Origin of the sequence: Microbacterium marinum, assembly GCF_014204835.1 — a bacterium.
Taxonomy (GTDB): Bacteria; Actinomycetota; Actinomycetes; order Actinomycetales; family Microbacteriaceae; genus Microbacterium; species Microbacterium marinum.
In genome coordinates, this window is record NZ_JACHMD010000001.1 from 638,875 (window position 1) to 663,666 (window position 24,792).

Consider the following 24,792-nt stretch of genomic DNA (forward strand, 5'->3'; position numbering starts at 1 on the left):
GGTGCGGTCTGATCAGGTGAAGCGGAGCCCGAGGCCCCGGTGCGGGGTCTCGGTGAGCGAGCCGTCGGCGATGTCGACGGGAGAGGGGTCGAGCAGCGCGCCGAGTCCGCCGAAAGAGGCGTCCTCGATGTCCTCGACGAGCACGTCCTGTTCGAGGACCATCGCGAGCTGGCCCGACAGCTCGGGGAGCAGATGCGGATGGAGCTCCACCCCCGCCCGGTGCGCGTCCCCGGCGATCTCGAGGAACGGGGTGATCCCGCCCACGCGGACCACGTTCGGCTGAACGATGGCCGCAGCGCCCGAGCGCACGAAGTCATCGAACCGGAACCGCGTGTGGAGGTTCTCTCCGAGCGCGATCGGGACACCGCAGCCGCCGCGAAGGCGTCGTGCGAGCTCGGCGTGGCTGGCCAGGTCGTCGGCGCGCAAGGGCTCTTCGATCCACGCGATGCCGCTGCCGGCGAGTGCTTCCACCGCGCCCGTCGCGCGATCGAGGTCCCAGCGCTGGTTGGCGTCGATCATCAGCGCCCGGTTCGGTCCGATGACATCGCGCACCGCGGCAACGCGCTCGATGTCGCGCGCCAGGTCGGGGCTGCCGACCTTCATCTTCACGGCGTCGAAACCCGCATCCACCCAGCGCTGCGCCTGCGCGAGCAGGTCGTCGAGCTCGTAGTGCAGGTTGATGCCGCTGCCGTAGGAGCGTGCCACGCTGCGGCGTCTGCCGAGCAGGTCGGCGATCGACGCGTCGGCGCCGCGCGCCGCGGCATCCCACAGCGCGAGGTCGAGTCCGGCCATGGCGATCGTCGTCAGACCGCCACCGCCCGCCTCGTGGAGGTGGCGCCAGAGCTGCGGCCACAGGTCGCGTGGCTCGACCGTTCGCCCCACCGCGAAGGCCGGGATGTCATGCTGCAGCAGCGCCAGCACCGCCTCGGCGCCGATCTGCGGTGTCCACGAGAAGCCCCACCCCTCGGCGCCGTCCGAGCGCACCACGTGGGTCGCGATGACGCCGACCGAGGTGACGTCCGCGGCCCACGGGCGCGTCAACGGCACCCGGATCAGGCGGGCGTCGAACGAGGCGATCGTCGTCACAGCAGTGCGCGACCCGCGGCGAGGATCTCGCCGAGGCGCTCCTCCTGGGAGGGCGTCGGGTCGACGAGCGGAGCGCGAACGGAGCCCACCGGCATCCCCTCCAGCCGCAGGCCCGCCTTGATCAGCGAGACGCCGAAGCCGGGCGCCTCGTCGCGGAGCGCGACGAGCGGTGCGTAGAAGCCGTCGAGGATCGCCATCCGGCGCGCCTCGTCGCCGTCGACGTACGCGCGGTAGTACGCGTTCGCGACGTCGGGGATCATCGCGAAGGCGGCCGACGAGTACAGCGGCACGCCGATGCCCCGGTACGCGCCCTGCGTCAGCTCGGCGGTCAGCAGGCCGTTGAAGAACGCGAAGTCCTCCCGTCCGGTCTGCGCGACCGCGCGGACGATCAGCTGCGTCGCCCCGATGTCGCCCAGCCCGTCCTTGAACCCGACCACGCGCGGGTTCCCCGCGAGCTCGCGCATCGTCGCGGGGGCGAAGACGGCGTTGGCGCGGTGATAGACGATGACCGGCAGGTCGGATGCCGCGGCGATCGCCTCGACGTAGGCGACGAGGCCCGCCTGGGGCGCGCCGACCAGGTACGGCGGCATCACGAGGAGCGCGTCGGCACCGGCATCCGCCGCCGAGCGCGCCGTGTCGATGGCATGGCCGAGGGGTCCGCCGGCGCCCGCGACGACGGGCACGCGCCCGGCGACCGTGTCGACGGCGGTGCGGACGACGAGCGCAGACTCCGCGGCGGAGAGCGCGTGGTACTCGCCGGTGCCGCAGGCGGGGAACACGCCACCCGCGCCGGCCGCGACACCGGCGGCGACGTGCTGCTGCAGCAGGTCGACGTCGACGGTTCCCGACCCGTCGAAGGTGGTGACGGGGAAGAAGAGGATGCCGTCGAAGTTCATACCGGCACGTCCTTTCGATCGGCGGCGGCGGTCGCCGGGAGAGGGGCGGATGCCGCGGCGGCCACGTCGGGGAGCTGGTCGCGCCAGCGGTAGGCGGGGCGCCATCCCAGCACGCGTGCCGCCTTGGCGGTGGAGAAAGCGGGGGAGGTGCCGGTGAGGGCGGCCGCCGGCGCCTCCGACCCCGGGACGAACCGGGGAAGCAGCTCGGCGAGCGGACGCGTTGCGAGTGCGTCGTCGGCGCCGACGAAGAAGGTCTCGCCGTTTCGGATGTCGGGGAGCGCGGCGAGGAGGGTGTCAGCGAAGGCCGTGACGTCACGCGCGTCGACGTAGTTGAACAGCGCGGGCGCGGACAGCGCCGGGTCGGCGAGTCGCTCGCGGACGGTGTGGCCCTGCTGGGTCGGAACCCCCGCCCACTCCTCCGGGGCGATCACGTAACAGGGACGGAAGGCGGCGTAGCGGACGGCGTCGCCGGTGCGCGCCTGCAGCATCGCGAGGGTCTGCTCGATCATGAGCTTCGACAGGGCGTAGGCGTTCCACGGACGAGGCGCGGTCTCCTCGTCGAGCGGGAACCGTTCCGGCAGCCAGCCGCTCGGGTTCCCGTACCCGAGGACGGTGGGGCTGGATGCCGCCACGATGCGTCCGATCCCCGCCCGGATCGCGCCGTCGAGCACAGAGACGGCCAGTCCCGTGTTGGTGCGCATGATGACGTCTTCGGGAGCGCTGAAGGGCACCGCGATCGCGGCGAGATGGATGAGCGCGTCGACACGGGCAGCGGCGAGGGCGTTCGCCGTGGCATCCGCATCGAGGAGGTCGATGGCGACCTGCTCGACGCCGTCGACGTCGAGCGCTGCGGCCCGCGCGCGGTCGAGGGAGATGACGTCGTGGCCGCGCGCCGCGAGACCCGAGACGAGGGTGCGTCCCAGGCGTCCGGCTCCGCCGGTGACGGCGATGCGGGTCACGAATCGCTCGCGAGCATCTTCACGCCGAGGTCGGCGACGCGGATCGCGGAGCCGGTGGCGAGCGACTGGTTGCCGGCGATGCCGACGGCGATCGATCGCACCCCGTCGGTCCAGTCGGCAGGCCGGCCGAGCGGGTCGTTCACCGGCCCGGCGAAGACATCGTCGAGGAGGAGGACGTCGCCCCCGCCGTGCGCTTCGCCGCCGCCTTCGATGGGGATCTCCACGGCCTCGCTCCAGTGCCGCTGCAGCACGAGGCGGTCGCCGACCGGCCGGATGCTCGACGTGTCACCGGCGTCGGTGGCGCTGGGGTCGACGACCGGATGGAGTCCGTCGCCGATGAGGACGGCGCCGCGTTCGACGACGTCGAGCTCGACCCGGCCCTCGGTGCCGTTGACGGCGACGCGATAGCCCTCCCACGGAGCGTGCGCGTTCAACGAGTACGACAGGGTCGCGCCGCCGGAGTAGTCGACGATCAGGGCGAGGTTGTCCTCGATGCTGATGCCCTCGCCGAACACGTCGCGATCGCGCAGGTAGCCGTCGTGCCCCTCAGCGTCGAGGTACAGGGCGGTGAGCCTCGCGTCGCCGCGGAGGTCGAGCTCGAACGGGTCGCGCTCGCCGTCGTGGGTCCCGCGCGCGGGGCGGTCAACGAGGCCGCGAGCCGAGGCGTTCTCGGCGCCATAGAAGCGCAGGCCACCCGACGCGAAGACGCGCTGGGGGCGCTGGCCGATCCACCAGTTCACGAGGTCGAAGTGGTGGCTCGACTTGTGGACGAGGAGGCCGCCGGAGTGCTCCTTCTCGCGGTGCCAGCGGCGGAAGTAGTCGGCTCCGTGGTGGGTGTCGAGCAGCCACGTGAACTCGACGGAGGTGACCTGCCCGATGTGCCCCTCGGCGATCACCTGGCGGAGTGTGCTGTTGCGCGGCGCGTACCGGTAGTTGAAGGTCAGGACCACCTCGCGCCCGGTCTGGGCCACGGCGGCTTCGATCGCGGCGGCCTTCTCGGCGTCGATCGTGAGCGGCTTTTCGACCACGACGTCGGCTCCGGCGTGCAGTGCGCGCACGATCATCTCGGCGTGGGTGTCGTCGCGCGAGCAGATGATGACGCGGTCGATCTTCTCGTCGGCGATGAGCTGCTCGAGCTGATCGGGGGTGAAGACCGCGGGGGCGGGCAGTCCCCGCGAGACGACGAGATCGACGTACACCTGGGCGCGCACGGGGTTGGGCTCGCAGATCGCGACGAGCTCGGCGCGTTCGGTGTAGGTCTCGCTGATCGCGTCGACGTACATCTGGGCGCGATGGCCTGCTCCGACGAGGGCGTAGCGCGTGCGCGACATGGGGGACCTTTCACGAGCGGGTCAGGAAACGTTTTCTCGGGTGTGGCGACTGTAGCACGCCGTCGCCGGAGGCGGCGATCGCGTGACGGGTCAGGACGGGCGCGGCCCGGTGCTGCCGCGCACGACGAGCGCGGGATCGCGCACCGTCGAAGTCGCGGCATCCCGCCCCTCGAGCAGCGCGCTCATCGCCTGCCAGGCCTCCTGGCCCAGCTCGAGCCCGGGCACCGCCGCCGTCGTCAATGGCGGAGTCGTGTAGCGGGCGAACGGGATGTCGTCGAACCCGGCGATCGACAGGTCTTCGGGCACACGGATGCCGCGATCGCCGACAGCCGACAGCAGCCCCATCGCGACGAGGTCGTTGAAGGCCAGGACCGCGGTGACGTCCGCCGCCATCACCGCGTCGGCAGAGCCCGCGCCGCTGTCGAAGTCGACGCCGGAGGCGATCTCGATGATCTCGAGGTCGGGGTGCGCCGTGAGCGCCTCGTCGAGCGCGCTCCGTCGGGCCGCTCCTGACGCGCTGCCGACGACGCCGGCGAGGTACGCGACCCGCCGGTGACCCAGGTCGTAGACGTGCTGCACGAGCTGCGCCATCCCCACGCGGTAGTCCGCGGCGACGGTGGGTGTGGCCTCCTGGGGCGGCCGGTTCACCACCACGACCGGCGACAGTGACGGCAGGAGCGCGGCGAGGTCGTCGGCAGGCATGCGCGGTGCGCAGAGGATCACGCCGTCGGTGCGGCGTCGGGTCGCCGTGGCGAGCGTCGCCTCCTCGGCGACCTGTTCGGCGGTGTCGGCGATGAGGACGTGGAAGCCGTCGTCGGATGCCGCGCGGCTGAGCCCGCGGAGGATGGACTGGAAGGTGGGGTTCGCGAGGTCGGGAATGACGACCGCGACCGTCTGGGTGCGTCCGAGCACCAGCGACCGGGCGAGCGGGTTGGCGCTGTAGCCGAGCTCCGCTGCGACCTCGCGCACCCGCTCGGCGAGTGCGGCGTCGACCGTCGGGTTGCCGTTCATGACCCTCGACACGGTCGAGAGGGACACGCCGGCGGTGCGAGCGACCTGCGTGATGGTCGCGCGGGCGGACCGTGCCATGCGTGCTCCGCTCGTCGGGAGGGTCGCCGCTCGGCGGAGCGGCATGGGACATACTACCGAGAAAACGTTTCATCACCCCGGGAGCGCCATGCCACCGTCCGCCGCCGACCGGCACGTCAAACAGAGCCGCCTCGGCGCAGTCCGGGAGGCACTGGATGCTGAGGCGCTGCTGCTCACCTCCCACGAGGCAATCGCCTGGTATCTGGACGGCGTCCGCACCCACGTCTCCCTCGCGGGCCCGCCCGTCGCGGCGGTGCGCGTCACTGCGGCCGGCGACGAGCTGTACGTCGCCGCGAACGAAGTCGACCGCCTGGTCGCCGAAGAACTCCTCGACACGGATGCCGCCACCGTGATCCCCGTGCCCTGGCAGACGCCGCCGGCGCTCGCCGCGGCCGCCGCGGGTGCCGCCGTTTCCGAGGCCGAGATCGCGCAGCTCATGCGGGCCGCGCGGGCCGAGCTGTTGCCCGCCGAGACCGAGCGCTACCGGCGGCTCGGGCGTGAGACGGCGGAGGTGCTGACCGATGTGGCATCCGTCCTCCTGCCCTCGTTCTCCGAGCGAGACGCCGCGGCCGCCCTCTCGGGGGCGCTGGTCGCACGCGGGATCGACCCACTCGTGGTGCTCGTCGCGGGACGCGGACGGCTCGCCCATCGGCATCCCCTCCCCACCTCCGCACCGCTGGGGCCGCGCGCGATCCTCGTCGTCTGCGGCCGACGCCACGGGCTCATCACCAATGCGACCCGGTGGGTCGGCGATGCCGGACCCGACGATGAGCGCATCCTCGACGTCGAGGCGGCCTACTTCGCGGCCACCGTGCCCGGGGCGCGCCTCGATGAGGTGTTCGCCGCCGGGTGCGCTGCCTACGGCGCCGCGGGGTTCGATGCCGACGAGTGGCGACGGCACCACCAGGGCGGAGCCGCGGGGTACGCGGGGCGCGACCCCCGCGCGACGGCGGAGACCGTCGACGTCGTTTCTGCGGCGCACGCCTTCGCCTGGAATCCGAGCGCGCCGGGCGCGAAGGTGGAGGACACGGTGCTCGCCACGGCGTCGGGCATCGAGGTGCTGACCGTGGACGAGCGCTGGCCCACCATGTCCCGCGCGGGCCGTCTGCGACCGACCGCCCGCGCCTTCGGCTGAGTCCGCCGTGCGGGAGTCGTCTTCGCTATGGCTCCCCAGCCACCGTCCGGCGCGGACTGCCCAGCGAGCGTCCACTGAATCGATCGCTTCCGCCATCGAGGTGAGGAAGCCGACGACGTGGCGGTGCTGACTCGCGGTGAGCTTCGTGGTTGTGACGTACATGCGCAGGTGCATGCCTGCCAGCGTGTCCCGGGCTTCGACGTCTGCTGTGACACTGACGCGGATAGATCCACTGTGTTCGGAGTGGATAGATGCGCTGTGTTCGGATCGGACGGGTCCGAGTCGCTCAGGCGAGAGATAGGAAGAGCTTCTCCAGCTCATCCGGGGTGCTGACGCCGTCTGCGTCGGGGGCGGTCATGCAGTCGCGCAGCGCGGTGGAGATGACGAGGAACCCCGCCCGGTCGAGGGCCTTGGAGACGGCGGCGAGCTGCTGGACGACGTCGCGACAGTGCGCGTCGCTCTCCACGGCAGCGATGACCGCGGCGAGCTGACCCTGAGCGCGCTTGAGACGGTTGACGACTTTTCGCTTGGCCTCGGCGTCGTGGGCGAACTCTGCGATGGGGGTCTCGGCTGCGCTCATCTTCGTTCCTTCCGCGAAGTTGACAATCACGATACCCCCCAGGGTATGCTGAGTCTACCCCGCCCGATACCCCCAGGGGTATTACAGATTGAGGATCACATGTGCAGAGCAACGAAGTGCCGGACCTGCGGGAAGACGACGTGGGCTGGATGCGGACAGCATGTCGCAGCCGTCCGCAAGAGCGTGCCCGCATCGGAATGGTGCAACGGCAACCACACCCGCGGCGAGGTCCAGGCCGCGCAGTCGCAGCGTGGTGGGTTCTTCTCCCGCCTGTTCGGGAAGTGACGGGCATGGCAACGATCGATCTGACCGGCGAGACCTTCGGCGGTACGGTTGCGGGCGAAGGCATCGTCCTCGTGGATTTCTGGGCGGCCTGGTGCGGGCCCTGCCGCGCGTTCGCCCCCGTGTTCGAGGCCGCGTCGGAACGCCACCCCGACGTCGTTTTTTCGAAGGTCGACACCGAAGCGGAAGTTGGGCTCGCCACAGCGAACCGCATCACCTCCATTCCCACGCTCATGGTCATCCGTGACGGCGTCTTGGTTTACAAGCAGCCCGGCGCTCTCCCCGAACCTCAGCTCGAGCTTCTGATCAGCAAGGCCCGCGAACTCGACATGGACGACGTGCGCTGGCAGATCGCCGAATCGTCCACCGCCGCCTGAAAGGACCCCCTATGTGTGCACAGATCACCTGCTCGACCTGCGGTAAGCCCACCTGGGCCGGCTGCGGACAGCACATCGAACAAGCCCTCGCGGGCACCCCCAACGACGAGCGCTGCAGCTGCGCTCACTGACAGCGACACGAAAGCCGAACCATGCTCCTCGAACGTCTCTATGACGACGACCTCGCCCACGCCAGCTACGTCATCGGATGCCAGCGCACCGGCGAAGCGATCGTCGTCGACCCTCGCCGTGACGTGCAGGTCTACCTCGACCTCGCCGCGAGGAACGGCATGACCATGACCGCGGTCACCGAAACCCACATTCACGCGGACTACCTCTCCGGCACCCGCGAACTCGCGGCCCGCACCGGAGCGACGGTGTACGTCTCCGGCGAAGGTGGCCCTGACTGGCAGTACGGCTCCGGGTTCCAGGACGCCACCCGGATGATGCACGGCCACCGCATTGCTATCGGGAACATCACCGTCGAGGCGGTCCACACTCCCGGGCACACCCCCGAGCACCTGTCCTTCCTCATCACCGACGGCGCCGCCTCCTCTGAGCCGGGTTACCTCCTGACCGGTGACTTCGTGTTCGTCGGTGACGTGGGGCGCCCTGACCTGCTCGACGAAGCCGCCGGCGGTGTCGACACCCGCTTCTACGGTGCGCGCGACCTGTTCGCCAGCCTCCGCGACCGCTTGCTCACTCTGCCCGACTACGTGCAGGTGCTCCCCGCTCATGGGTCGGGGTCTGCGTGTGGCAAGGCCCTCGGCGCCGTCCCCAGCTCGACCGTCGGCTACGAACGCCGCTTCGCGTGGTGGGCGCCGTACCTCGACGCCGGTGACGAGCAGGGCTTCATCGACACGCTGCTGAAGGATCAGCCTGACGCGCACGCGTACTTTGCGCGCATGAAGCGGCAGAATCGGGTCGGCCCGGCCCTGCGCGGCCAGGTCAGCTCACTGACCGAGTACTCGGCGTCCGAGCTTCGCGCGGACTTCGAGGGCGACCGGGTCATCGTGGTCGACACCCGCCACCACTCGCTCGTCCACGAGGGCACCGTGCCGGGCGCACTGAACGTTCCCGGTGTCACGAAGGCAGCCAGCTACGGCGCCTGGGTCTACGACCCCGAGACCGAAACCCGCCCGCTCGTGCTGCTCATCGACTCTGCGAACGCCGCAGCCCAGTTCCGGGACCACCTCCTTCGCGTGGGCATCGACCGGGTCGACGGGTTCATCACCACCCTCGACGGTCTCCCCACGGTGCAGCCCAAGACGATCGCCCCGACCGACCTTGACCAGGTCGACGCGGCACTCCTCCTCGACGTTCGCAACCGCACCGAGTACACCGCGGGGCACATCCCCGGTGCTAAGCAGCTCTCCGGAGGCCGAGTACTCTGGCACGCCGACGAACTGCCCGCCGGGAAGATCCTGGCCTACTGCCAGAGCGGCGTCCGCAACAGCGTCGTCGCCAGCGCGCTCCGCCGCGCCGGGCACGACGTCATCGAACTCGAAGGCAGCTACAGCGCCTGGGTCGCCGCCACCGCGCCCCAACCCACCGCGGCCTGATCGGGCCGGAGAGCTCGAGTCAGTGAGTCCATCGTCACCGCCACGCTCACCGCCTGACCGCCCTGGCCGTCCCGCCCGCCACTGCGCCAGCGGCGCCGGCGACCGATAGTCCTCCACAACCTAGAAGGACGCACGTGCGCCGTCTCGCCCTCGCCGTGCTCGCCATCATCACCACCGGAATCTCTATCGTCCGGCCCAAAGACGTAACCCTTGCCCATGCCGGCCGACAAGGCGCGCATTCTCGGCCCGAGGGCCTCCCTATCGTCCTGCCGGTCCTGCAGGACTCTGACACCTAGTCAGGCGCACACTCCGCGACGTACGATGGACGCGTGGTGAGGAAAACGCTTTCCCGAATCTCGGAGCTGATCGACGGAGCGCATCCGACGCGGTCGGTCCTCCGCGTGCTCGCGCGCCGACCCGGCCGCCTCGCGGTCGCGATCCTCGCCTTCGCGTTCAAAGAGATCCCCCTCTGGTTCCTGCCGGTCATCACGGCGGCGATCATCGACATCGTCGCCGAGCGGGGAGACGTGACCGCCGTGATCTGGTGGTTCGCGCTCGCCGCCGCGCTCCTCCTCCAGAACTACCCGAACCACATCCTCTACACCCGCAGCTTCATGACGGTCGTCCGCGACACCGGCGCCGACCTGCGCAACGGGCTCGCCGAACGACTGCAGAGCCTGTCGATCGGCTACCACACGCGGATGAGCTCCTCGATCGTGCAGACCAAGGTCGTCCGCGACGTCGAGAACGTCGAGCTCATGCTCCAGCAGGTCACCCACCCCCTCCTCTCGGCCACCATGGTCATGGTCGGGGCCATCGCGATGACCGCGATCGCGGTGCCGCAGTTCCTGCCCGTCTACGCCCTGGCCGTGCCGATCGCCATCGGCATCCGCTACGGCATGCGCAACCGCTCGCGCGAGCGCAACGAGCTGTTCCGACGCGAGGTCGAGACCCTCTCGGCCCGCGTCGGCGAGATGGCGTCGCTCATCCCCGTGACGCGGGCGCACGGACTCGAGCAGACCGCCGTCACCCGGGTCGCGAACGGCGCCGACGGCGTCCGGCGTGCAGGACTGCACCTCGACATGCTCAACGGCCACGTCGCCTCGATCTCGTGGGTCGCGATGCAGCTTCTCGGTGTCGGCTGCCTGGTCTTGGCCGCGGTCTTCTCGCTCACCGGCATCCTGCCGATCACCCCCGGCGAAGTGGTGCTGCTGTCGACCTACTTCACGCTGCTGACGCAGGGGCTCACCCAGCTGCTCATGCTGATCCCCGTCGGTGCCCGCGGCCTCGAGTCGGTGCGGTCGATCGCCGAGGTGCTGCAGGAGCCCGACCTGGAGCAGAACGAGGGCAAGGAGCGGGTGGATGCCGTGACCGGCACGCTCTCGCTCGAGGGCGCCTCGCACCGGTACCCGGGCTCCGACGACGACGCGCTGCACCGCATCGACCTCGAGATCCCCGCGGGGACGACCGTCGCCTTCGTCGGATCCTCGGGATCGGGCAAGTCGACGCTCCTGAACCTCGTGCTCGGCTTCCTGCGCCCGAGTTCGGGGCGGATGCTGATCGACGGTCGCGACATGCAGGCGCTCGATCTGCGCACGGTGCGCCGGTTCGTGTCGGTGGTGCCACAGGAGTCCGTGCTGTTCGAGGGCACCATCCGCGACAACGTCGCCTACGGTCTCGGCGAGATCGACGGTTCCCGCATCGAGCGGGCCCTCCGCGATGCGAACGCGTGGGAGTTCGTGCGCGACCAGCCGCACGGATGGGACACCGTCGTCGGCGAACGCGGCGCTCGCCTCTCGGGAGGGCAGCGGCAGCGTCTCGCGATCGCCCGCGCCCTGGTGCGCGACCCGCGCATCCTGCTGCTCGACGAGGCGACCAGCGCGCTCGATCCCGAGTCGGAAGAGCTCGTGAAAGACGCGCTCGGCCGCCTCATGTCGGGGCGCACCACACTCGTCGTGGCGCACCGGCTCTCGACGGTCCGCCAGGCGGACACCATCGTCGTGCTCGAACGCGGCCGTATCGTCGAACAGGGCTCGCACGACGAGCTCCTCGCCCTCGGCGGGCGCTACGCCCAGCTGCATCTCACTCAGGCGGGACTGTCATGACCGCCGCGCAGGAAGGTACCCCGATGCCCTCGTCCCTCCGCATCGCGATCGTCGGCACCGGCGGCGTCGCCGAGCTGCACGCCGCGGCGGTCGCCGCTCACCCGCACGCCGAGCTCGTCGCGGTCACCGACCACACCCGTGCCAAGGCGGAGGACTTCGCCGCCCGATGGGGCGAGCCCGCCGTCTACGACGACCTCGACGCTCTGCTCGCGGCGGAGCATCCCGACGTCGTCCTCATCTGCACCCCGCCGGCTGCGCACCCCGCGCAGACGATCGCGAGCGTGGCCGCGGGCGCGCACGTCGTGGTCGAAAAGCCCCCCGCACCCTCGCTCGCGGAGCTCGACACGATGCGTGCCGCGGCCACCGCAGCGGACCGGCGACTCGCCGTCGTGTTCCAGCAGCGCACCGGCACCGCCGCCGCGCACGTTCGCGGGCTCCTCCAGTCGGGAGAACTCGGCCGACCGCTGCTGGCCGACTGCCGCACGCTCTGGTTCCGAGGCGAGGACTACTTCGCCGTCGACTGGCGCGGAACGTGGGCCACCGAAGGCGGCGGCACGACGCTCGGCCACGGCATCCATCAACTCGACCTGCTCGCCTATCTCCTGGGTGATTGGGCGAGCGTCCAGGGGCGGCTGTGGCGTCTCGACCGCGAGACCGAGACCGAGGACGCATCGACGGCGACGGTCACCTTTGCGAACGGCGTCGTCGCGCAGGTGCTCACGAGCGCGGTGTCGCCCCGGCAGACCAGCTCCATCCGCATCGACACGCAGCGGGCGACGATCACCGTCGACCATCTCTACGGCCACGGACACGAGAACTGGTCGATCACGCCGGCGCCCGGCTTCGAGGCTGCCGCTGAGGGGTGGGCGTTCCCCGAGGCTGAGGAGCGCAGCGACCACGGACCGCTCCTGCGGGACGTGTTCGACGCGATCCTCTCGGGCGCTCCGCTGCCGTCGACCGCCGACGAGCCGGCGCGCTCGTTCGAGCTCGTCAGTGCGATCTACGCGTCCGCCGCCGCCGATGGTGCTGTCGTCACGCCGGCCGACCTCGCCGTGCACCCCACCCACCGTGCGGGGCTGCGCAGCACCGTCGCTGAGATGCGTCCGGCGGAGGAGCGGGCGTGACCCTCGCCGAGCTCTACCGCGACCCGATCTACGACGGCGCGACCGACCCGACGGTCGTCATCGACGACGGCACCTGGTGGATGTTCTACACGCAGCGGCGGGCGACGCACCCCGATCCCGGACCCGGCGTCGCCTGGGTCCACGGCAGTCGGATCGGGGTGGCCCGCTCGGCCGACGGTGTCGCCTGGGACCACGCGGGAACCCTCGAGCCGCAGCCGGACGGTTCCCTCCGACGGGATGCCGCGGGCCCGGCATCCATCGTCGATCGCACGCACTGGGCCCCCGAGGTCATCAGCGACGGGGTCGGGTGGCGCATGTACCTGACCGAGATCGAGGGGATCCCCGACCGCTGGCCCGGATACGCCCGGCACATCGTGGAGTACCGGTCTGCGGATCTGCGGGAGTGGCACCGGGAGGGCGCTCTCGAGCTCGACAGCGACCGGGTGATCGACGCGGCCGTCGCGAAGGTCGCCGACGGCAGATGGCGGCTCTGGTATAAGGACGAGGCGGCCGACTCGGTGACGAAGGTGGCGGTCTCGGACGACCTCGCGCAGTGGCGCTCCGACGGGACTGCGATCGCCGGGCGCGCGCACGAGGGCCCGTTCGTCTTCGAGCTCTCGGGCTGGTGGTGGATGATCGTCGACGAGTGGCGGGGGATGGCCGTGCATCGTTCGCGCGACGGCGTGGCATGGGAGCGGCAGGGCGACGCCGACACCGTGATCCTCGGTGCGGGGGAGGTGCCCGGTCCGGGCTTCGGTCACCATGGCGCCGCCGTCCGGCACGGCGATGACCTGTGGTTCTACTTCTTCGGCCACCCCGCCGCCGCCTACGTCCCCGATGTGGATGCCGAGACGGTCGATGACCGCCGATGCGCGGTCTACCGGGTGCTCCTCCGCGTCGTGGGTGACGTTCTGGTGACATCTGAGCGCTGACCGGGCGCCTTCGTTAGCATGAGGGTTGTTACCGGTCCCATCCCCGGTGCTCCGGAAGGAAATCGCTTTCCGAAATGTCTTGCCAAACGATTCCACGCGTAGTACCGTCGCTGGCAAGCGCTTTCCCGAGTTCCCACTCGACAGCACCGAGAGCGCACCGCACACACGGACCAGGACGTCCGGAGCACTCGGAACACGGACGTTCAAGAGAGGACAAGGATGTTCATCAGCAAGCGGGTCATCGCCGCCGTCGCCCTCGCGACCGGCTCGGCGCTCGCCCTGGCAGGATGCGCCGGCAGCCCTGAGCCGGCAGGAACGTACGACCCCGACGAGAAGGTCACCCTCGACCTCGCGTTCTGGGGCAACGACGTCCGCGCCGATCTGTACAACAAGGCGATCGACGCGTTCAACGAGGAATACCCGAACATCACCGTCAACCCGACGTTCCTCGCTTTCCCCGAGTTCTGGGAGAAGCGCCAGACGGAGGCGGCGGGCAAGAACCTCCCCGACGTCATGCAATTCGACTACTCGTACCTGCGCCAGTACTCGGAGAACGGGCTCCTGCTCGATCTCGAGCCCTACCTCGGCGGCATCATCGAGACCGACCCGCTTCCGCAGAACATTCTCGACATCGGCGTCGTGAACGACACGACTTACGGCATCGCGACCTCCACCAATGCGTGGGGCCTGTTCACGAACCCCGTCCTCCTCGAGAAGGCGGGCGTCGAGGACTTCGAAGGCGGCACCTGGAGCGACTACACCGCGTGGATGGCCGAGGTCACGGAGGCGTCCGGCGGCGAGTTCTGGGGCGGCGCCGACTACACCGGCCGCATCCAGAACTTCGAACTGCAGCTGCGCGCCGAGGGCGGCAATCTCTTCAGCGAGGAGGGTGAGCCGCAGTTCGACGAAGCGCGCCTCGCCGCCTTCTGGGAAGAAGGCCAGGAGATCCGCGACGGCATCGGCGTGCCGCAGCAGACCGTCGAGGAGGCGCTGCCGCTCGGCCCGTTCGACACCGCCATCTCCGCCAGCGAGCTCACCTGGGACAACTTCGGTGCCGGCTACCTGGGCAACCTCGGCGAGGGATACACCGAGCTCAACCTCATCGCGCCGCCGATCACCGAGGAAGGGGCGAAGGACCTGTACCTGAAGCCCTCGATGCTCCACACGATCTCGGCGAACACCGACGCCCCGGAGGCGGCGGCGACGCTCGTGAACTTCCTGGTGAACTCGCCCGAAGCCGGTGAGATCTTCGGGACGAACCGCGGCCTGCCGGCCTCGGAGACCGCGCTCGCCGCAGCCGACCTCGACCCGCTCAGCCAGCAGGTGCAGGCTCACGAAGAGGCCATCGCCGACCGCCTGGGCGACGCGCCGCCGGTGCCGATCGTCGGCTACGGCACGCTCGAGGAGAAGTTCCGTCAGCTGGGGGTGGAGCTGAACTTCGGCACCATCACTGTCGACGAGGCCGTCTCGCAGTTCTTCACCGAGATGGACGTCGTCCTGAACCAGTGATGACAGGCGGGGGCTCGGACGTCCGCGCCCGAGCCCCCGCTCTCATCCCTTCCCCTCACCCCCAGGAGCACCCGTGAGCACCACCGCGACGAGAGTCATCGTCACCGGCGACAAGCGGCGCAAGGCGCTGCTGCGCACCCGCCGTCCCGAGAACCTCGACCGACCCGGACAGCGTGCGCGCTCGCGCCGCGAGACCCTCGCGGGATACGGCTTCCTCGTGCCGTGGCTCATCGGCTTCTTCGGTCTCACGATCATCCCGATGGTGTACTCGCTGTACCTCTCGTTCACGCGGTACAACATCTTCCAGCCGCCGTCCTGGATCGGGTTGGACAACTACATCCGCCTGTTCACGAACGATCCGCAGTTCATCCAGTCGGCCCAGATCACGCTCGTCTACGTCCTCGTCGGAACACCGATCACCCTCGCCGCGGCACTCGTGGTCGCGATGCTCCTGAACTTCCGCGACAAGGGATCGGGCTTCTTCCGGTCGGCGTTCTACGCGCCCTCGCTCATCGGCGGCTCGGTCTCCGTGGCCATCGTCTGGCGCGCCATGTTCGCCGGCGACGGCCCCGTCGACAGCTCGCTCTCGTTCTTCGGACTCGACCTCGGCGGCTGGATCGGCAACCCCGACCTGGTCCTCCCCGCGATGATCGTGCTGTCGATCTGGCAGTTCGGGGCGACCATGGTCATCTTTCTGGCTGGGCTCAAGCAGATCCCCAAGGAGCTCTACGAGGCAGCCGAGATGGACGGGGCGAACGCCTGGCACCGCTTCCGTGCCGTCACGCTCCCGATGCTCTCGCCGGTCATCTTCTTCAACCTGCTGCTGGGCCTGATCGGCGCCTTCCAGGTGTTCGCGTCCGCCTACATCATCTCCAACGGATCCGGCGGCCCTGCCGGCATGACGAACTTCATCACCCTCTACCTCTACAAGCGCGGTTTCGCCGACGGACAGATGGGATACGCGGCCGCCATCGCGTGGGTCCTCCTCGTGGTCGTCGCCGTCATCGCCTTCGTCCTGTTCCGCACCCAGCGCTCCTGGGTGCACTACGCGGGAGACAACCGATGAGCCTCAACGCCCCCACCTCGCAGAGCGCGACCGACCTGACCTTCGCGTTACAGCAGACCACGCCGCTGCCTCCCCGCCGGAAGGTGCACCGCAAGACGTGGCAGACCGCACTGTGGCTCATCGGCCTCATCGCGCTGACCGCGATCGTGCTCTACCCGCTCGTCTGGCTGGCGTTCTCGACGTTCAAGCCGAACGGTGAGTTCGGACAGAACCCGGGCCTGATCCCCAACTCGCCGACCTTCGACAACTACACCAAGGTCCTCGAGGGCATCGCGGGAGTCCCGCTGTGGAAGTTCTTCTGGAACTCGCTGATCCTCGCCGTCGCCGCGGTCGTCGGCACCGTCCTGTCGAGCGCGCTCGCGGCGTACGCCTTCGCGCGCATCCAGTTCAAGGGGCTCGGCATCCTGTTCGCGGCCATGATCGGCACGCTGCTGCTGCCGTTCCACGTCGTGATCATCCCGCAGTACATCCTCTTCAACAACTTCGGTCTCGTGGACACGTTCTGGCCGCTTATCCTGCCGAAGTTCCTGGCCACCGAAGCCTTCTTCGTGTTCCTCCTCGTGCAGTTCATGCGCCAGATGCCGCGTGACATGGACGAGGCAGCGCGCATCGACGGCGCCGGTCACATCCGCATCTTCTGGGCGATCATCCTGCCGCTTGTGAAGCCGGCGCTGATCACCTGCGCGATCTTCGCGTTCATCTGGTCGTGGAACGACTTCCTCGGTCCGCTGCTCTACCTGACCAGCCCCGAGAACTACCCGCTGCCCATCGCGCTGCGCCTCTACAACGACCAGTCCTCGACGAGCGACTACGGTGCAACGGTGACCGCCTCCTTCCTGGCGCTGCTGCCCGTGCTCATCTTCTTCCTGGTGTTCCAGCGGTTCCTCGTGGACGGCGTGGCCACGCAGGGACTCAAGGGCTGATCGTGACGACCACCCGCGGCTCCGACCGGCGCGCGCACCGCGCCGCCGTTCGGGCCGACCGGACCGGGAGCGGGCCGACGCTCGATGCGCGTCCCGTCGCTCGGTTCCCGGGCGCCGGAGCGAAGTTCGCCCTGCTCGGCGAAGTGCTGATGATCGGTCTGCTCATCACGCTCGTCGGCATCGTCGTCGTCACCCTCCCGATCGCTCTGGCCGCCGGCATCCGTCACCTTCGACGCTTCGTCGCCGCCGAAGACTCCCGACTCTCCTTCTTCTGGCGAGACGTCCGGGCCGGTCTCGCGTCCGGTGCGCTCGTCGGCCTCGCCGCCGCCGCCATCGCCGTAGCCCTCCTCATCGACATCGACCTCGCGCGGTCGGGATTCCTCCCGGGCGGCGCGGTGGTCGAGATCGTCGGCTGGGCAGGACTCGGCGCGCTCGCCGTCGCCCTCCTCGCCGCCGCAGGCGCATGGACGCCGGAGGCCGGGTGGAAGGCGGCGATCCGCGGCATCCCCGCCGACGTCTCGCGCGACCCGATCGGCGCGCTCTACTCCCTCTCGGCCGCTGTGTTCGTCGTGGTGCTGACCTGGGCTCTGCCCCCGCTCCTCCCGGCGGCCATCGGCTGTGCGGCGCTGGCGGTCGTCGCCGTTCCGCAGCGGCGTCGCACGCGCTGACCGCTCCACCTCCCACAGGAAGGCTCACCGTGACCACCCACGGCTCCCTCGACCCGCGCTCGTCCTTCACCGACATCGACCGTCGCCTGTTCGGCGGATTCGTCGAGCACCTGGGGCGGCACGTCTACGACGGCATCCACGAACCGGGTCATCCGAGCGCCGACGCCGACGGGTTCCGCCAGGATGTCGTCGCGCTCGTGAAGGAGCTCGGCGTCTCGACCATCCGCTATCCCGGCGGCAACTTCGTCTCGGGGTACCGGTGGGAGGACGGCATCGGACCCAAGGAGGACCGACCGCAGCGCCTCGATCTCGCCTGGCACTCCACCGAGACCAACCAGGTCGGCCTGCACGAGTTCGCCCAGTGGCTCGACCTCGTCGGCAGCGACCTCATGCTCGCCGTCAACCTCGGCACGCGCGACACGGCCGAGGCGCTCGACCTCCTCGAGTACGCCAACTCCGACGCCGACACCTCGTGGACGCGCGAGCGAGCCCGCAACGGCCGCGTGACGCCGTTCGGCGTCTCGATGTGGTGCCTCGGCAACGAGATGGACGGACCGTGGCAGATCGGCCACCGCAATGCCGACGACTACGGCAAGCTCGCCTCGCGCACGGCCAAGGCGATGCGGATGCTCGACCCCGACATCGAACTCGTCGTCTGCGGGTCCTCGGGCAGCGGCATGCCGACGTTCGGCTCGTGGGAGCGGACGGTCCTGGAGCACACGTTCGACGACGTCGATTTCATCTCGTGCCACTCCTATTACCAGGAGATGGGCGGTGACGCGCAGGAGTTCCTCGCGTCGGGCGTGGACATGTCCCGCTTCATCTCCTCCGTCGTCGCGATCGCCGATGCGGTGGCCGCCACCAAGAAGAGCCGCAAGCGCATCATGATCTCCTTCGACGAGTGGAACGTCTGGTACCTCCATAACGAGGACGGCGGTCAGAACGACAAGCCCGAGGAGCGCGGCTGGCCGATCGCCCCTCGACTCCTCGAGGACCAGTACCACGCGCTCGACGCGGTCGTCTTCGGCGACCTGCTCATCACGCTGCTCCAGCACGCCGATCGGGTCCGCTCGGCATCCCTGGCCCAGCTCGTGAACGTGATCGCGCCGATCATGACCGAGCCCGGCGGACCGACCTGGCGCCAGACGACCTTCTTCCCGTTCTCGATCACCTCGCGGCTCGCGGGGGAGCGGGTGCTCCGGGTGCCTGTCGATGCCGGCACCTTCCGCAGTGAGCGGTTCGGCGACGTGGCGAAGGTGAATGCCGTCGCGACCGTCGACGATGAGGGCCTCAGCCTTTTCGTCGTCAACCGGTCGACGACGGATGCCGCGTCGCTGCGCCTGGACGTGTCGGGCTTCGTCCGCGCGCACGGGCGGGCTCCGCGGGTCGTCGAGTCACATCTGCTCCACGACGACGACATCTACGCGGCGAACACGCTGTCCACGCCGGAGCGGGTCGGGGTCCGCCCCCTCGACGGCGCTGCGGTCGACGGCGACGTGCTGGTGCTGGACCTTCCGGCCGTCAGCTGGGCGGCGATCCGGCTGGTCTGAACTTCCTCGGAAGACGCTTGCGGAAAGCGTCTTCCGATGTCACACTGATGAAACTGGAAAGCGCTTACCCACCGCAACGGCGGGCAGAGCGCGCTCGAACCGAAGGATCCACCGTGTCAGAGACGACCCTCACCGCGACCGCCCCGGCTGCGCCCTCCTCCGCGCCCCGGGTGCGCGAGATCGGCATCATCATGAACGGCGTGTCCGGCCGCATGGGCTACCGCCAGCACCTCGTGCGCTCGATCCTCGCAATCCGCGAGCAGGGGGGCATCGACCTCCCCGACGGATCGAAGGTCACGGTCAAACCGCTCCTGGTCGGACGCAGCGAGGCGAAGCTCGCCGAGATCGCCGCCCAGCACGGCATCGAGGACTACACGACCGACCTCGACGGCGCGCTGGCCGACCCGCGGTGGGAGATCTACGCGGACTTCCTCGTCACGAAGGCTCGCGCGACGGCCCTGCGCAAGGCGATCGCCGCGGGCAAGACGATCTACACCGAGAAGCCGACCGCCGAATCGGTCGAGGAGGCCCTCGAACTCGCGAAGCTCGCCGCCGCGGCGGGCGTCAAGACCGGCGTCGTGCACGACAAGCTCTACCTCCCGGGTCTCCAGAAGCTCAAGCGCCTCATCGACTCGGGCTTCTTCGGCCGCATCCTCTCCGTCCGCGGCGAGTTCGGCTACTGGGTCTTCGAGGGCGACTGGCAGCCCGCCCAGCGTCCCAGCTGGAACTACCGCGCCGAGGACGGCGGCGGCATCATCGTCGACATGTTCCCGCACTGGAACTACGTGCTCGAGAACCTGTTCGGCGAGGTCACCTCGGTCTACGCGCAGGCCGCGATCCACATCGCCGACCGCTGGGACGAGAAGGGCGAGCACTACACCGCGACCGCCGAGGACGCCGCCTACGGCGTGTTCGAGCTCGAGGGCGGCATCGTCGCGCAGATCAACTCCTCGTGGACCGTGCGCGTGAACCGGGACGAGCTCGTCGAGTTCCACGTGGACGGCACGCACGGATCCGCTGTCGTGGGTCTGTTCGGCGCGAAGATCCAGCCCCGCAACGCCACCCCGAAGCCGGTGTGGAACCCCGACCTCGAAGACGCGCACGACTACGACGCCGACTGGCAGTCGGTGCCGACCAACGATGTCTTCCTCAACGGATTCCGTCAGCAGTGGGAGGAGTTCCTGCTTTCCTACGTGCAGGACACCCCGTACGAGTTCGGCCTGCTCGCCGGCGCGCGCGGCGTGCTCCTCGCCGAGGCCGGTCTGCAGTCGAGCCGCGAGGGCCGCAAGGTCGAGCTTCCCGCGCTCACCCTGGACTGACCCGTGACCGATTTCACGCTCCTCGGGGACGACGGCGCGACCCGTCGGGTCGCCCTCGTCGACACCTCGGGCTACACGCGCCCCGCCGGGCCGCTTCGCAGTCGCGTGGCCTACGCGGCCGCACACGTCGTGCCGCACGCGCACGCCGACAACACCCCCGGCCAGCCGGCCGACATCGACTGGGACGCGACCCTCGACTTCCGTCGCAACGTGTACTCGTGGGGTCTGGGCGTCGCCGACGCGATGGACACGGCCCAGCGCAACATGGGGCTGGATGCCGCGGCGACGCGCGAGCTCATCTCCCGGTCGGCGGACGTCGCCCGGGAGGAGGGCGGCGCGGTCGTGGTCGGCGTCAACACCGACCACGTCGAAGAGGAGCACATCGCGCTGGACCGGGTGATCGACGCCTACACGGAGCAGCTGCACTTCACCGAGGAGCAGGGTGCCGGCCCCGTCCTGATGGCCTCACGCCACCTCGCCCGCGCGGCCGAAAGCGCGGAGGACTACCGCCGCGTCTACCGCGCCGTGCTGGCCCAGGCGACCACCCCCGTCGTGCTCCACTGGCTCGGGACGGCCTTCGACCCGCAGCTGCGCGGCTACTTCGGTGCCGACGACTGGCAGAGCGCCGCCGAGGTGCTGCTCGATGTCATCGGCGAGCACGCCGACAAGGTCGCGGGCGTCAAGATGAGCCTGTTGGATGCCGCGTCGGAGGTGTCGGTCCGCGAACGGCTGCCCGAGGGCGTCCGCATGTTCACCGGCGACGACTTCAACTACGTCGGTCTCATCGGAGGCGCGGATGTGCCGGCGGCTCCTCAGCCCGAACGCGACGCTTCGTCGCCGCGGCAGCACTCGGACGCCCTGCTCGGTGCGTTCGCCGCGCTCACTCCGGTGGCATCCGCCGCCATTCAGGCGCTGGATGCCGGTGACCCGGAGCGCTACCTCGACGTGCTCGGGCCGACCGAGGCGCTCTCGCGTCAGGTGTTCGCGGCGCCCACCTTCTACTACAAGACAGGGGTGGCCTTCCTCGCGTGGCTGAACGGCCACCAGAAGGCGTTCCAGATGGTCGGCGGACTGCACTCGGCACGCAGCCTCCCGCACCTCTCGCGCATCGTGGAGCTCGCCAACGACGCGAAGGCGTTCGAGCGCCCCGAGATCGCCGCGGAGCGGTGGACCGCCCTGCTCAGGCTGAACGGAGTCGACGCATGACGACGATCGAGACCCCCGCACCGGCGTCCGACGGGCTGGGCGTCGACCAGCGGCTCTCCCTGAACCAGGGGACGATAAAGCACGCCGACCTCGCGACGGCGCTGCGCGTCACCGCCGAGGCGGGCGTCCGCTCGATCGGGCTCTGGCGCGAACCGGTGCAGGAGGTGGGGCTGGCGACCGCCGCCTCGATGTTGAGCGACTCCGGGCTCCGCTTCTCCACGCACTGCCGCTCGGGCTTCTTCACGATGCCCGAAGGTCCCGCGCGTCGGGCGTCCATCGACGACAACCTCGTCGCCATCGACGAGGCCGCGACCCTTGCCGCGGCGGGCGCGCCCGGCTCCGCGGCCGTCCTGGTCCTCGTGGCGGGCGGCCTCCCCGACGGGTCCCGCGATCTCGCAGGTGCCCGGGAGCGGGTGCGCGACGCGATCGGCGAGCTCGCCCCGCACGCCGCGGCCGCCGGGGTCACCCTCGCGATCGAACCCCTCCACCCCATGTACGCGACCGACCGCTGCGTGGTCTCCACGCTCGGGCAGGCGCTCGACATCGCCGCGGACTTCGACCCGTCGGTCGTCGGCGCGACGGTCGACACGTTCCACATCTTCTGGGACCCCGACGTCTACGACTCCATCGAGCGCGCCGGCCGTGAAGGGCGGATCGCGTCGTATCAGGTGTGCGACTGGAAGACGCCGCTTCCGGCCGACGTGCTTCTCGGGCGTCACTACCCGGGCGAGGGCGTCATCGACCTGGCGCGGCTCACTCGTGCCGTCGCCGACACCGGCTACGACGGCGACGTCGAGGTGGAGATCTTCAACGCCGACGTCTGGGCGAGCGACCCCGCTGAGGCCGTGGCGCGCACGGCGGCGACGTTCGCGGCATCCGTGTCCCCGCATCTCGGGCGCTGAGCCGACCCGCCCCTAGACTTCGGATCATGACCGACCAGATTCCGCTGCGCCGCGCCTCCACGGGGGCGGTGACCCTCGACGACGTCGCGCGCGAGGCGGGGGTCTCGCTCGCGACGGCATCGCGTGCGCTCAACGGTTCCGCGCGAAAGGTCGCGGACTCGTACCGCGAGCGGGTGGAGGCGGCGGCGACACGCCTGGGCTACACCGCCAACCTGTCGGCGCAGGCGACCGCGCGGGGGACGTCGGCGATCATCGCGCTCCTCGTGGCTGACATCGCCGACCCCTACTTCGGTCTCATCGCGTCCGGCGTCGCGCGCGGCGCCGATGAGGCGGGCCTCGTCGTGACGGTGGCCATCACCGAGCGCGATCCGGCCCGCGAGGTCCGTCTCGTGAGGGCGCTGCGCGGTCAGCGTCCGCGGGGACTCATCCTCGCGGCATCCCGCCCGGCAGGTCTTTTCGACCCCGACCTCACCCGCGAGCTGGATCAGCTCCGCGCCGTCGGCGGCACCGTCGTCGCGTTCGGCGCCGAGTCCGACGGACTCCGGTCGCTCATCCTCGACAACCGGGGCGGCGCCGAAGCGCTGGGCTCGGCTCTCGTCGCGCACGGATACCGGCACGCGATCGTCCTGGCGGCGGCGGAGGGCACCCTCACGAGCGACAGCCGCGTGTCGGGCTTCACCGCCGGATTCACGGCTGCGGGCGGCGAGACGCCTCGCGTCTACCGCGGCGGATTCACCCGGGAGTCGGGGCACGAGATGATGACGCGTGCCCTCGCCGACGGCGTCGAGCCGGGCACCCTCGTCTTCGGCATCAGCGACGTGGTCGCCATCGGCGCCCTGTCGGCGGCGCGCGCGGCGGGGCGGGAGCCGGGGAGCGACATCGCCTTCGCGGGCTTCGACGACATCCCCACCGGTCGCGATGTCACGCCGGCCCTCACCACGGTGCGCATCCCGCTCGAAGAGGTCGGCTACCAGGCGTTCCGCGCCGCGACGGATCCCGAGTGGCAGGCAGACCCCGCACAGCTGAAGCTCGAAGTCCTCCTCCGGGAGAGCACGCCGACGCGCGCATGAGCGTCGTCATCGCCCTCGACAGCTTCAAGGGCTCCATCCCTGCCGCTGCCGCCGCCGCTCATCTCGCCGCGGGGTGGCACGACATCGATCCCGAAGCGGATCTCGTGCCGCGCCCGATGGCCGACGGCGGCGAGGGGACGCTCGACGCGTTCGCGGCGGCCGTCCCCGGCGCCCGGCGGCATCCTGTCCGCGTGCACGGACCTCGGGGCGCCGAGATCGACGCGCAGTGGCTCCTCCTGCCGGACGGCACGGGTGTCGTGGAACTCGCCTCGACGAGCGGCATTGAGCTGCTCGGCGAGGATCGTCTGCCGTGGGATGCCGACACCACGGGCTTCGGCGAGGCGATCGCCGCTGCCCTCGACGCCGGCGTCGACCGCCTGGTGCTCGGAATCGGGTCGTCGGCCTCGACCGACGGCGGCACCGGGATGCTGCGCGCCCTCGGCGCCCGGTTCCGGGACGCCGACGGCGTCGACACCGCCCGCGGCGCGCGGGGCCTCGCGGCGCTCGCCGCCGTCGACGTCTCGCGCCTGCGCGCCCTGCCGCCGGGCGGTGCCCTCGTCCTCTCGGACGTCACGAACCCGCTGACCGGTGCGGCCGGCGCCGCCGCCGTCTTCGGGCCGCAGAAGGGGCTCCCCGCGGCGGACGTCTCCGCGGTCGACACGGCGCTCCACCGCTTCGCGCACCTTGTCGGCAGCCACCGCCCCGGCGTCGATCCGGCGGCCCCCGGAGCCGGCGCCGCCGGAGGGACCGGGTTCGCGCTCGCCGCCTGGGGTGCGCGCCTCGTCCCGGGGTCGGGTGAGGTGGCCGACCTCATCGACCTGCGCGGCGCGATGGTCGCGGCATCGCTCGTGATCACGGGCGAGGGGTCGTACGACGGGCAGTCTGCCGCGGGGAAGGTCCCCGCCTTCGTGCAGGCGCTCGCCGCGCATGCGGGCGTGCCCACAGCGCTGGTCGCCGGCAGGTTGGGGGCGGATGCCGACATCTCGGGCTTCGCGCACACCGTCTCGCTGACCGACCTCGCCGGCAGCGCGGCGGCCTCCCTCGCAGACCCGGCGACGTGGCTGCGTGAAGCGGGGCGACGCCTTGCCCGCGCGCACGCCTGACCCGAGCGGTCGATCCGG

Annotated in this window: 23 protein-coding genes; 17 read left to right on the plus strand and 6 right to left on the minus strand. The window is 70.4% G+C overall.

Annotated elements, in window-relative coordinates; genetic code table 11:
- Positions 1–12 precede the first annotated feature (12 nt).
- The 5 genes from BKA24_RS03145 to BKA24_RS03165 form a co-directional block, all read right to left on the minus strand.
- Positions 13–1,086, minus strand: coding sequence for an enolase C-terminal domain-like protein (locus BKA24_RS03145; RefSeq protein ID WP_184214974.1), 1,074 nt, complete (start codon positions 1,084–1,086; stop codon positions 13–15).
- Entirely contained in the window at positions 1,083–1,982 is a 900-nt protein-coding gene (locus BKA24_RS03150; RefSeq protein ID WP_184214977.1) for a 5-dehydro-4-deoxyglucarate dehydratase, read from the minus strand. Before BKA24_RS03150 ends, BKA24_RS03145 begins: the two co-directional genes overlap by 4 nt.
- The gene (locus tag BKA24_RS03155; RefSeq protein WP_184214980.1) at positions 1,979–2,941 is read right to left on the minus strand and encodes an NAD-dependent epimerase/dehydratase family protein; all 963 of its coding nucleotides are present in this window, start codon (positions 2,939–2,941) and stop codon (positions 1,979–1,981) included. The genes BKA24_RS03150 and BKA24_RS03155 overlap by 4 nt, the downstream gene beginning before the upstream one ends.
- On the minus strand, positions 2,938–4,272 hold the full coding sequence (locus BKA24_RS03160; RefSeq protein ID WP_184214983.1) for a Gfo/Idh/MocA family protein: 1,335 nt from the start codon (positions 4,270–4,272) through the stop codon (positions 2,938–2,940). The genes BKA24_RS03155 and BKA24_RS03160 overlap by 4 nt, the downstream gene beginning before the upstream one ends.
- Before the next feature lie 90 nt (positions 4,273–4,362).
- On the minus strand, positions 4,363–5,361 hold the full coding sequence (locus BKA24_RS03165) for a LacI family DNA-binding transcriptional regulator (protein ID WP_184214986.1): 999 nt from the start codon (positions 5,359–5,361) through the stop codon (positions 4,363–4,365).
- Positions 5,362–5,530: 169 nt separating this feature from the next.
- Between BKA24_RS03165 and BKA24_RS03170 the strand changes: the two genes are divergently transcribed.
- On the plus strand, positions 5,531–6,496 hold the full coding sequence (locus BKA24_RS03170) for a M24 family metallopeptidase (RefSeq protein ID WP_184220361.1): 966 nt from the start codon (positions 5,531–5,533) through the stop codon (positions 6,494–6,496).
- A 286-nt stretch (positions 6,497–6,782) separates the two neighbouring features.
- On the opposite strand, the gene BKA24_RS03175 is transcribed toward BKA24_RS03170, so the two are convergent.
- Positions 6,783–7,076 carry a metal-sensitive transcriptional regulator gene (locus BKA24_RS03175; protein ID WP_184214989.1) on the minus strand — a complete coding sequence of 98 codons (294 nt, stop codon included), beginning with the start codon at positions 7,074–7,076 and terminating at the stop codon, positions 6,783–6,785.
- A 99-nt stretch (positions 7,077–7,175) separates the two neighbouring features.
- Here BKA24_RS03175 and BKA24_RS15500 point away from each other — a divergent pair, with 99 nt between their 5' ends.
- The 16 genes from BKA24_RS15500 to BKA24_RS03250 all read left to right on the plus strand — a co-directional run bounded on the left by BKA24_RS15500 (position 7,176) and on the right by BKA24_RS03250 (position 24,774).
- Positions 7,176–7,361: a hypothetical protein gene (locus tag BKA24_RS15500; protein ID WP_246366996.1), complete on the plus strand. Its 186-nt coding sequence runs from the start codon at positions 7,176–7,178 to the stop codon at positions 7,359–7,361.
- A gap of 5 nt (positions 7,362–7,366) precedes the next feature.
- Complete coding sequence (locus tag BKA24_RS03180) at positions 7,367–7,735, plus strand: thioredoxin family protein (RefSeq protein ID WP_184220364.1); 369 nt, start codon at positions 7,367–7,369, stop codon at positions 7,733–7,735.
- 152 nt (positions 7,736–7,887) lie between these two features.
- Positions 7,888–9,297: an MBL fold metallo-hydrolase gene (locus tag BKA24_RS03185; RefSeq protein WP_184214993.1), complete on the plus strand. Its 1,410-nt coding sequence runs from the start codon at positions 7,888–7,890 to the stop codon at positions 9,295–9,297.
- Between the two features lie 329 nt (positions 9,298–9,626).
- On the plus strand, positions 9,627–11,402 hold the full coding sequence (locus tag BKA24_RS03190) for an ATP-binding cassette domain-containing protein (protein ID WP_184214996.1): 1,776 nt from the start codon (positions 9,627–9,629) through the stop codon (positions 11,400–11,402).
- Positions 11,403–11,425: 23 nt separating this feature from the next.
- Positions 11,426–12,526 (plus strand): Gfo/Idh/MocA family protein, encoded by a 1,101-nt coding sequence (locus BKA24_RS03195; RefSeq protein WP_184214999.1) that lies wholly within the window; start codon positions 11,426–11,428, stop codon positions 12,524–12,526.
- Positions 12,523–13,458, plus strand: coding sequence for a family 43 glycosylhydrolase (locus tag BKA24_RS03200; RefSeq protein ID WP_184215002.1), 936 nt, complete (start codon positions 12,523–12,525; stop codon positions 13,456–13,458). Before BKA24_RS03195 ends, BKA24_RS03200 begins: the two co-directional genes overlap by 4 nt.
- Positions 13,459–13,677: 219 nt before the next feature.
- Complete coding sequence (locus tag BKA24_RS03205; RefSeq protein ID WP_184215006.1) at positions 13,678–14,967, plus strand: ABC transporter substrate-binding protein; 1,290 nt, start codon at positions 13,678–13,680, stop codon at positions 14,965–14,967.
- A gap of 73 nt (positions 14,968–15,040) precedes the next feature.
- Positions 15,041–16,033 (plus strand): ABC transporter permease subunit, encoded by a 993-nt coding sequence (locus BKA24_RS03210; protein WP_184215009.1) that lies wholly within the window; start codon positions 15,041–15,043, stop codon positions 16,031–16,033.
- Positions 16,030–16,956 (plus strand): carbohydrate ABC transporter permease, encoded by a 927-nt coding sequence (locus tag BKA24_RS03215; RefSeq protein WP_184215012.1) that lies wholly within the window; start codon positions 16,030–16,032, stop codon positions 16,954–16,956. Before BKA24_RS03210 ends, BKA24_RS03215 begins: the two co-directional genes overlap by 4 nt.
- Positions 16,957–16,958: 2 nt before the next feature.
- A complete protein-coding gene (locus BKA24_RS03220) occupies positions 16,959–17,624 on the plus strand; it encodes a hypothetical protein (protein WP_184215015.1) in 666 nt (221 codons plus the stop codon).
- A gap of 29 nt (positions 17,625–17,653) precedes the next feature.
- Positions 17,654–19,174: an arabinosylfuranosidase ArfA gene (gene arfA, locus BKA24_RS03225; protein ID WP_184215018.1), complete on the plus strand. Its 1,521-nt coding sequence runs from the start codon at positions 17,654–17,656 to the stop codon at positions 19,172–19,174.
- Positions 19,175–19,365: 191 nt separating this feature from the next.
- Positions 19,366–20,493 carry a Gfo/Idh/MocA family protein gene (locus BKA24_RS03230; RefSeq protein WP_221417419.1) on the plus strand — a complete coding sequence of 376 codons (1,128 nt, stop codon included), beginning with the start codon at positions 19,366–19,368 and terminating at the stop codon, positions 20,491–20,493.
- Positions 20,494–20,496: 3 nt separating this feature from the next.
- Positions 20,497–21,699, plus strand: a complete 1,203-nt coding sequence (locus BKA24_RS03235) for a DUF993 family protein (protein ID WP_184215021.1) — start codon at positions 20,497–20,499, stop codon at positions 21,697–21,699.
- Positions 21,696–22,601 (plus strand): sugar phosphate isomerase/epimerase family protein, encoded by a 906-nt coding sequence (locus BKA24_RS03240; RefSeq protein ID WP_184215024.1) that lies wholly within the window; start codon positions 21,696–21,698, stop codon positions 22,599–22,601. The genes BKA24_RS03235 and BKA24_RS03240 overlap by 4 nt, the downstream gene beginning before the upstream one ends.
- Positions 22,602–22,627: 26 nt before the next feature.
- Positions 22,628–23,671 carry a LacI family DNA-binding transcriptional regulator gene (locus BKA24_RS03245; RefSeq protein ID WP_184215027.1) on the plus strand — a complete coding sequence of 348 codons (1,044 nt, stop codon included), beginning with the start codon at positions 22,628–22,630 and terminating at the stop codon, positions 23,669–23,671.
- A complete protein-coding gene (locus BKA24_RS03250) occupies positions 23,668–24,774 on the plus strand; it encodes a glycerate kinase (RefSeq protein ID WP_184215030.1) in 1,107 nt (368 codons plus the stop codon). Before BKA24_RS03245 ends, BKA24_RS03250 begins: the two co-directional genes overlap by 4 nt.
- Positions 24,775–24,792: the final 18 nt, after the last annotated feature.

Coding starts and splice junctions, on each gene's coding strand:
- BKA24_RS03150 (WP_184214977.1), bottom strand. CDS start 1,982: ATGAACTTCGACGGCATCCTCTTCTTCCCCGTCACCACCTTCGACGGG.
- BKA24_RS03160 (WP_184214983.1), bottom strand. CDS start 4,272: ATGTCGCGCACGCGCTACGCCCTCGTCGGAGCAGGCCATCGCGCCCAG.
- BKA24_RS03165 (WP_184214986.1), bottom strand. CDS start 5,361: ATGGCACGGTCCGCCCGCGCGACCATCACGCAGGTCGCTCGCACCGCC.
- BKA24_RS03175 (WP_184214989.1), bottom strand. CDS start 7,076: ATGAGCGCAGCCGAGACCCCCATCGCAGAGTTCGCCCACGACGCCGAG.
- BKA24_RS15500 (WP_246366996.1), top strand. CDS start 7,176: ATGTGCAGAGCAACGAAGTGCCGGACCTGCGGGAAGACGACGTGGGCT.
- BKA24_RS03180 (WP_184220364.1), top strand. CDS start 7,367: ATGGCAACGATCGATCTGACCGGCGAGACCTTCGGCGGTACGGTTGCG.
- BKA24_RS03185 (WP_184214993.1), top strand. CDS start 7,888: ATGCTCCTCGAACGTCTCTATGACGACGACCTCGCCCACGCCAGCTAC.
- BKA24_RS03195 (WP_184214999.1), top strand. CDS start 11,426: ATGCCCTCGTCCCTCCGCATCGCGATCGTCGGCACCGGCGGCGTCGCC.
- BKA24_RS03205 (WP_184215006.1), top strand. CDS start 13,678: ATGTTCATCAGCAAGCGGGTCATCGCCGCCGTCGCCCTCGCGACCGGC.
- BKA24_RS03215 (WP_184215012.1), top strand. CDS start 16,030: ATGAGCCTCAACGCCCCCACCTCGCAGAGCGCGACCGACCTGACCTTC.
- BKA24_RS03230 (WP_221417419.1), top strand. CDS start 19,366: ATGAACGGCGTGTCCGGCCGCATGGGCTACCGCCAGCACCTCGTGCGC.
- BKA24_RS03240 (WP_184215024.1), top strand. CDS start 21,696: ATGACGACGATCGAGACCCCCGCACCGGCGTCCGACGGGCTGGGCGTC.
- BKA24_RS03245 (WP_184215027.1), top strand. CDS start 22,628: ATGACCGACCAGATTCCGCTGCGCCGCGCCTCCACGGGGGCGGTGACC.
- BKA24_RS03250 (WP_184215030.1), top strand. CDS start 23,668: ATGAGCGTCGTCATCGCCCTCGACAGCTTCAAGGGCTCCATCCCTGCC.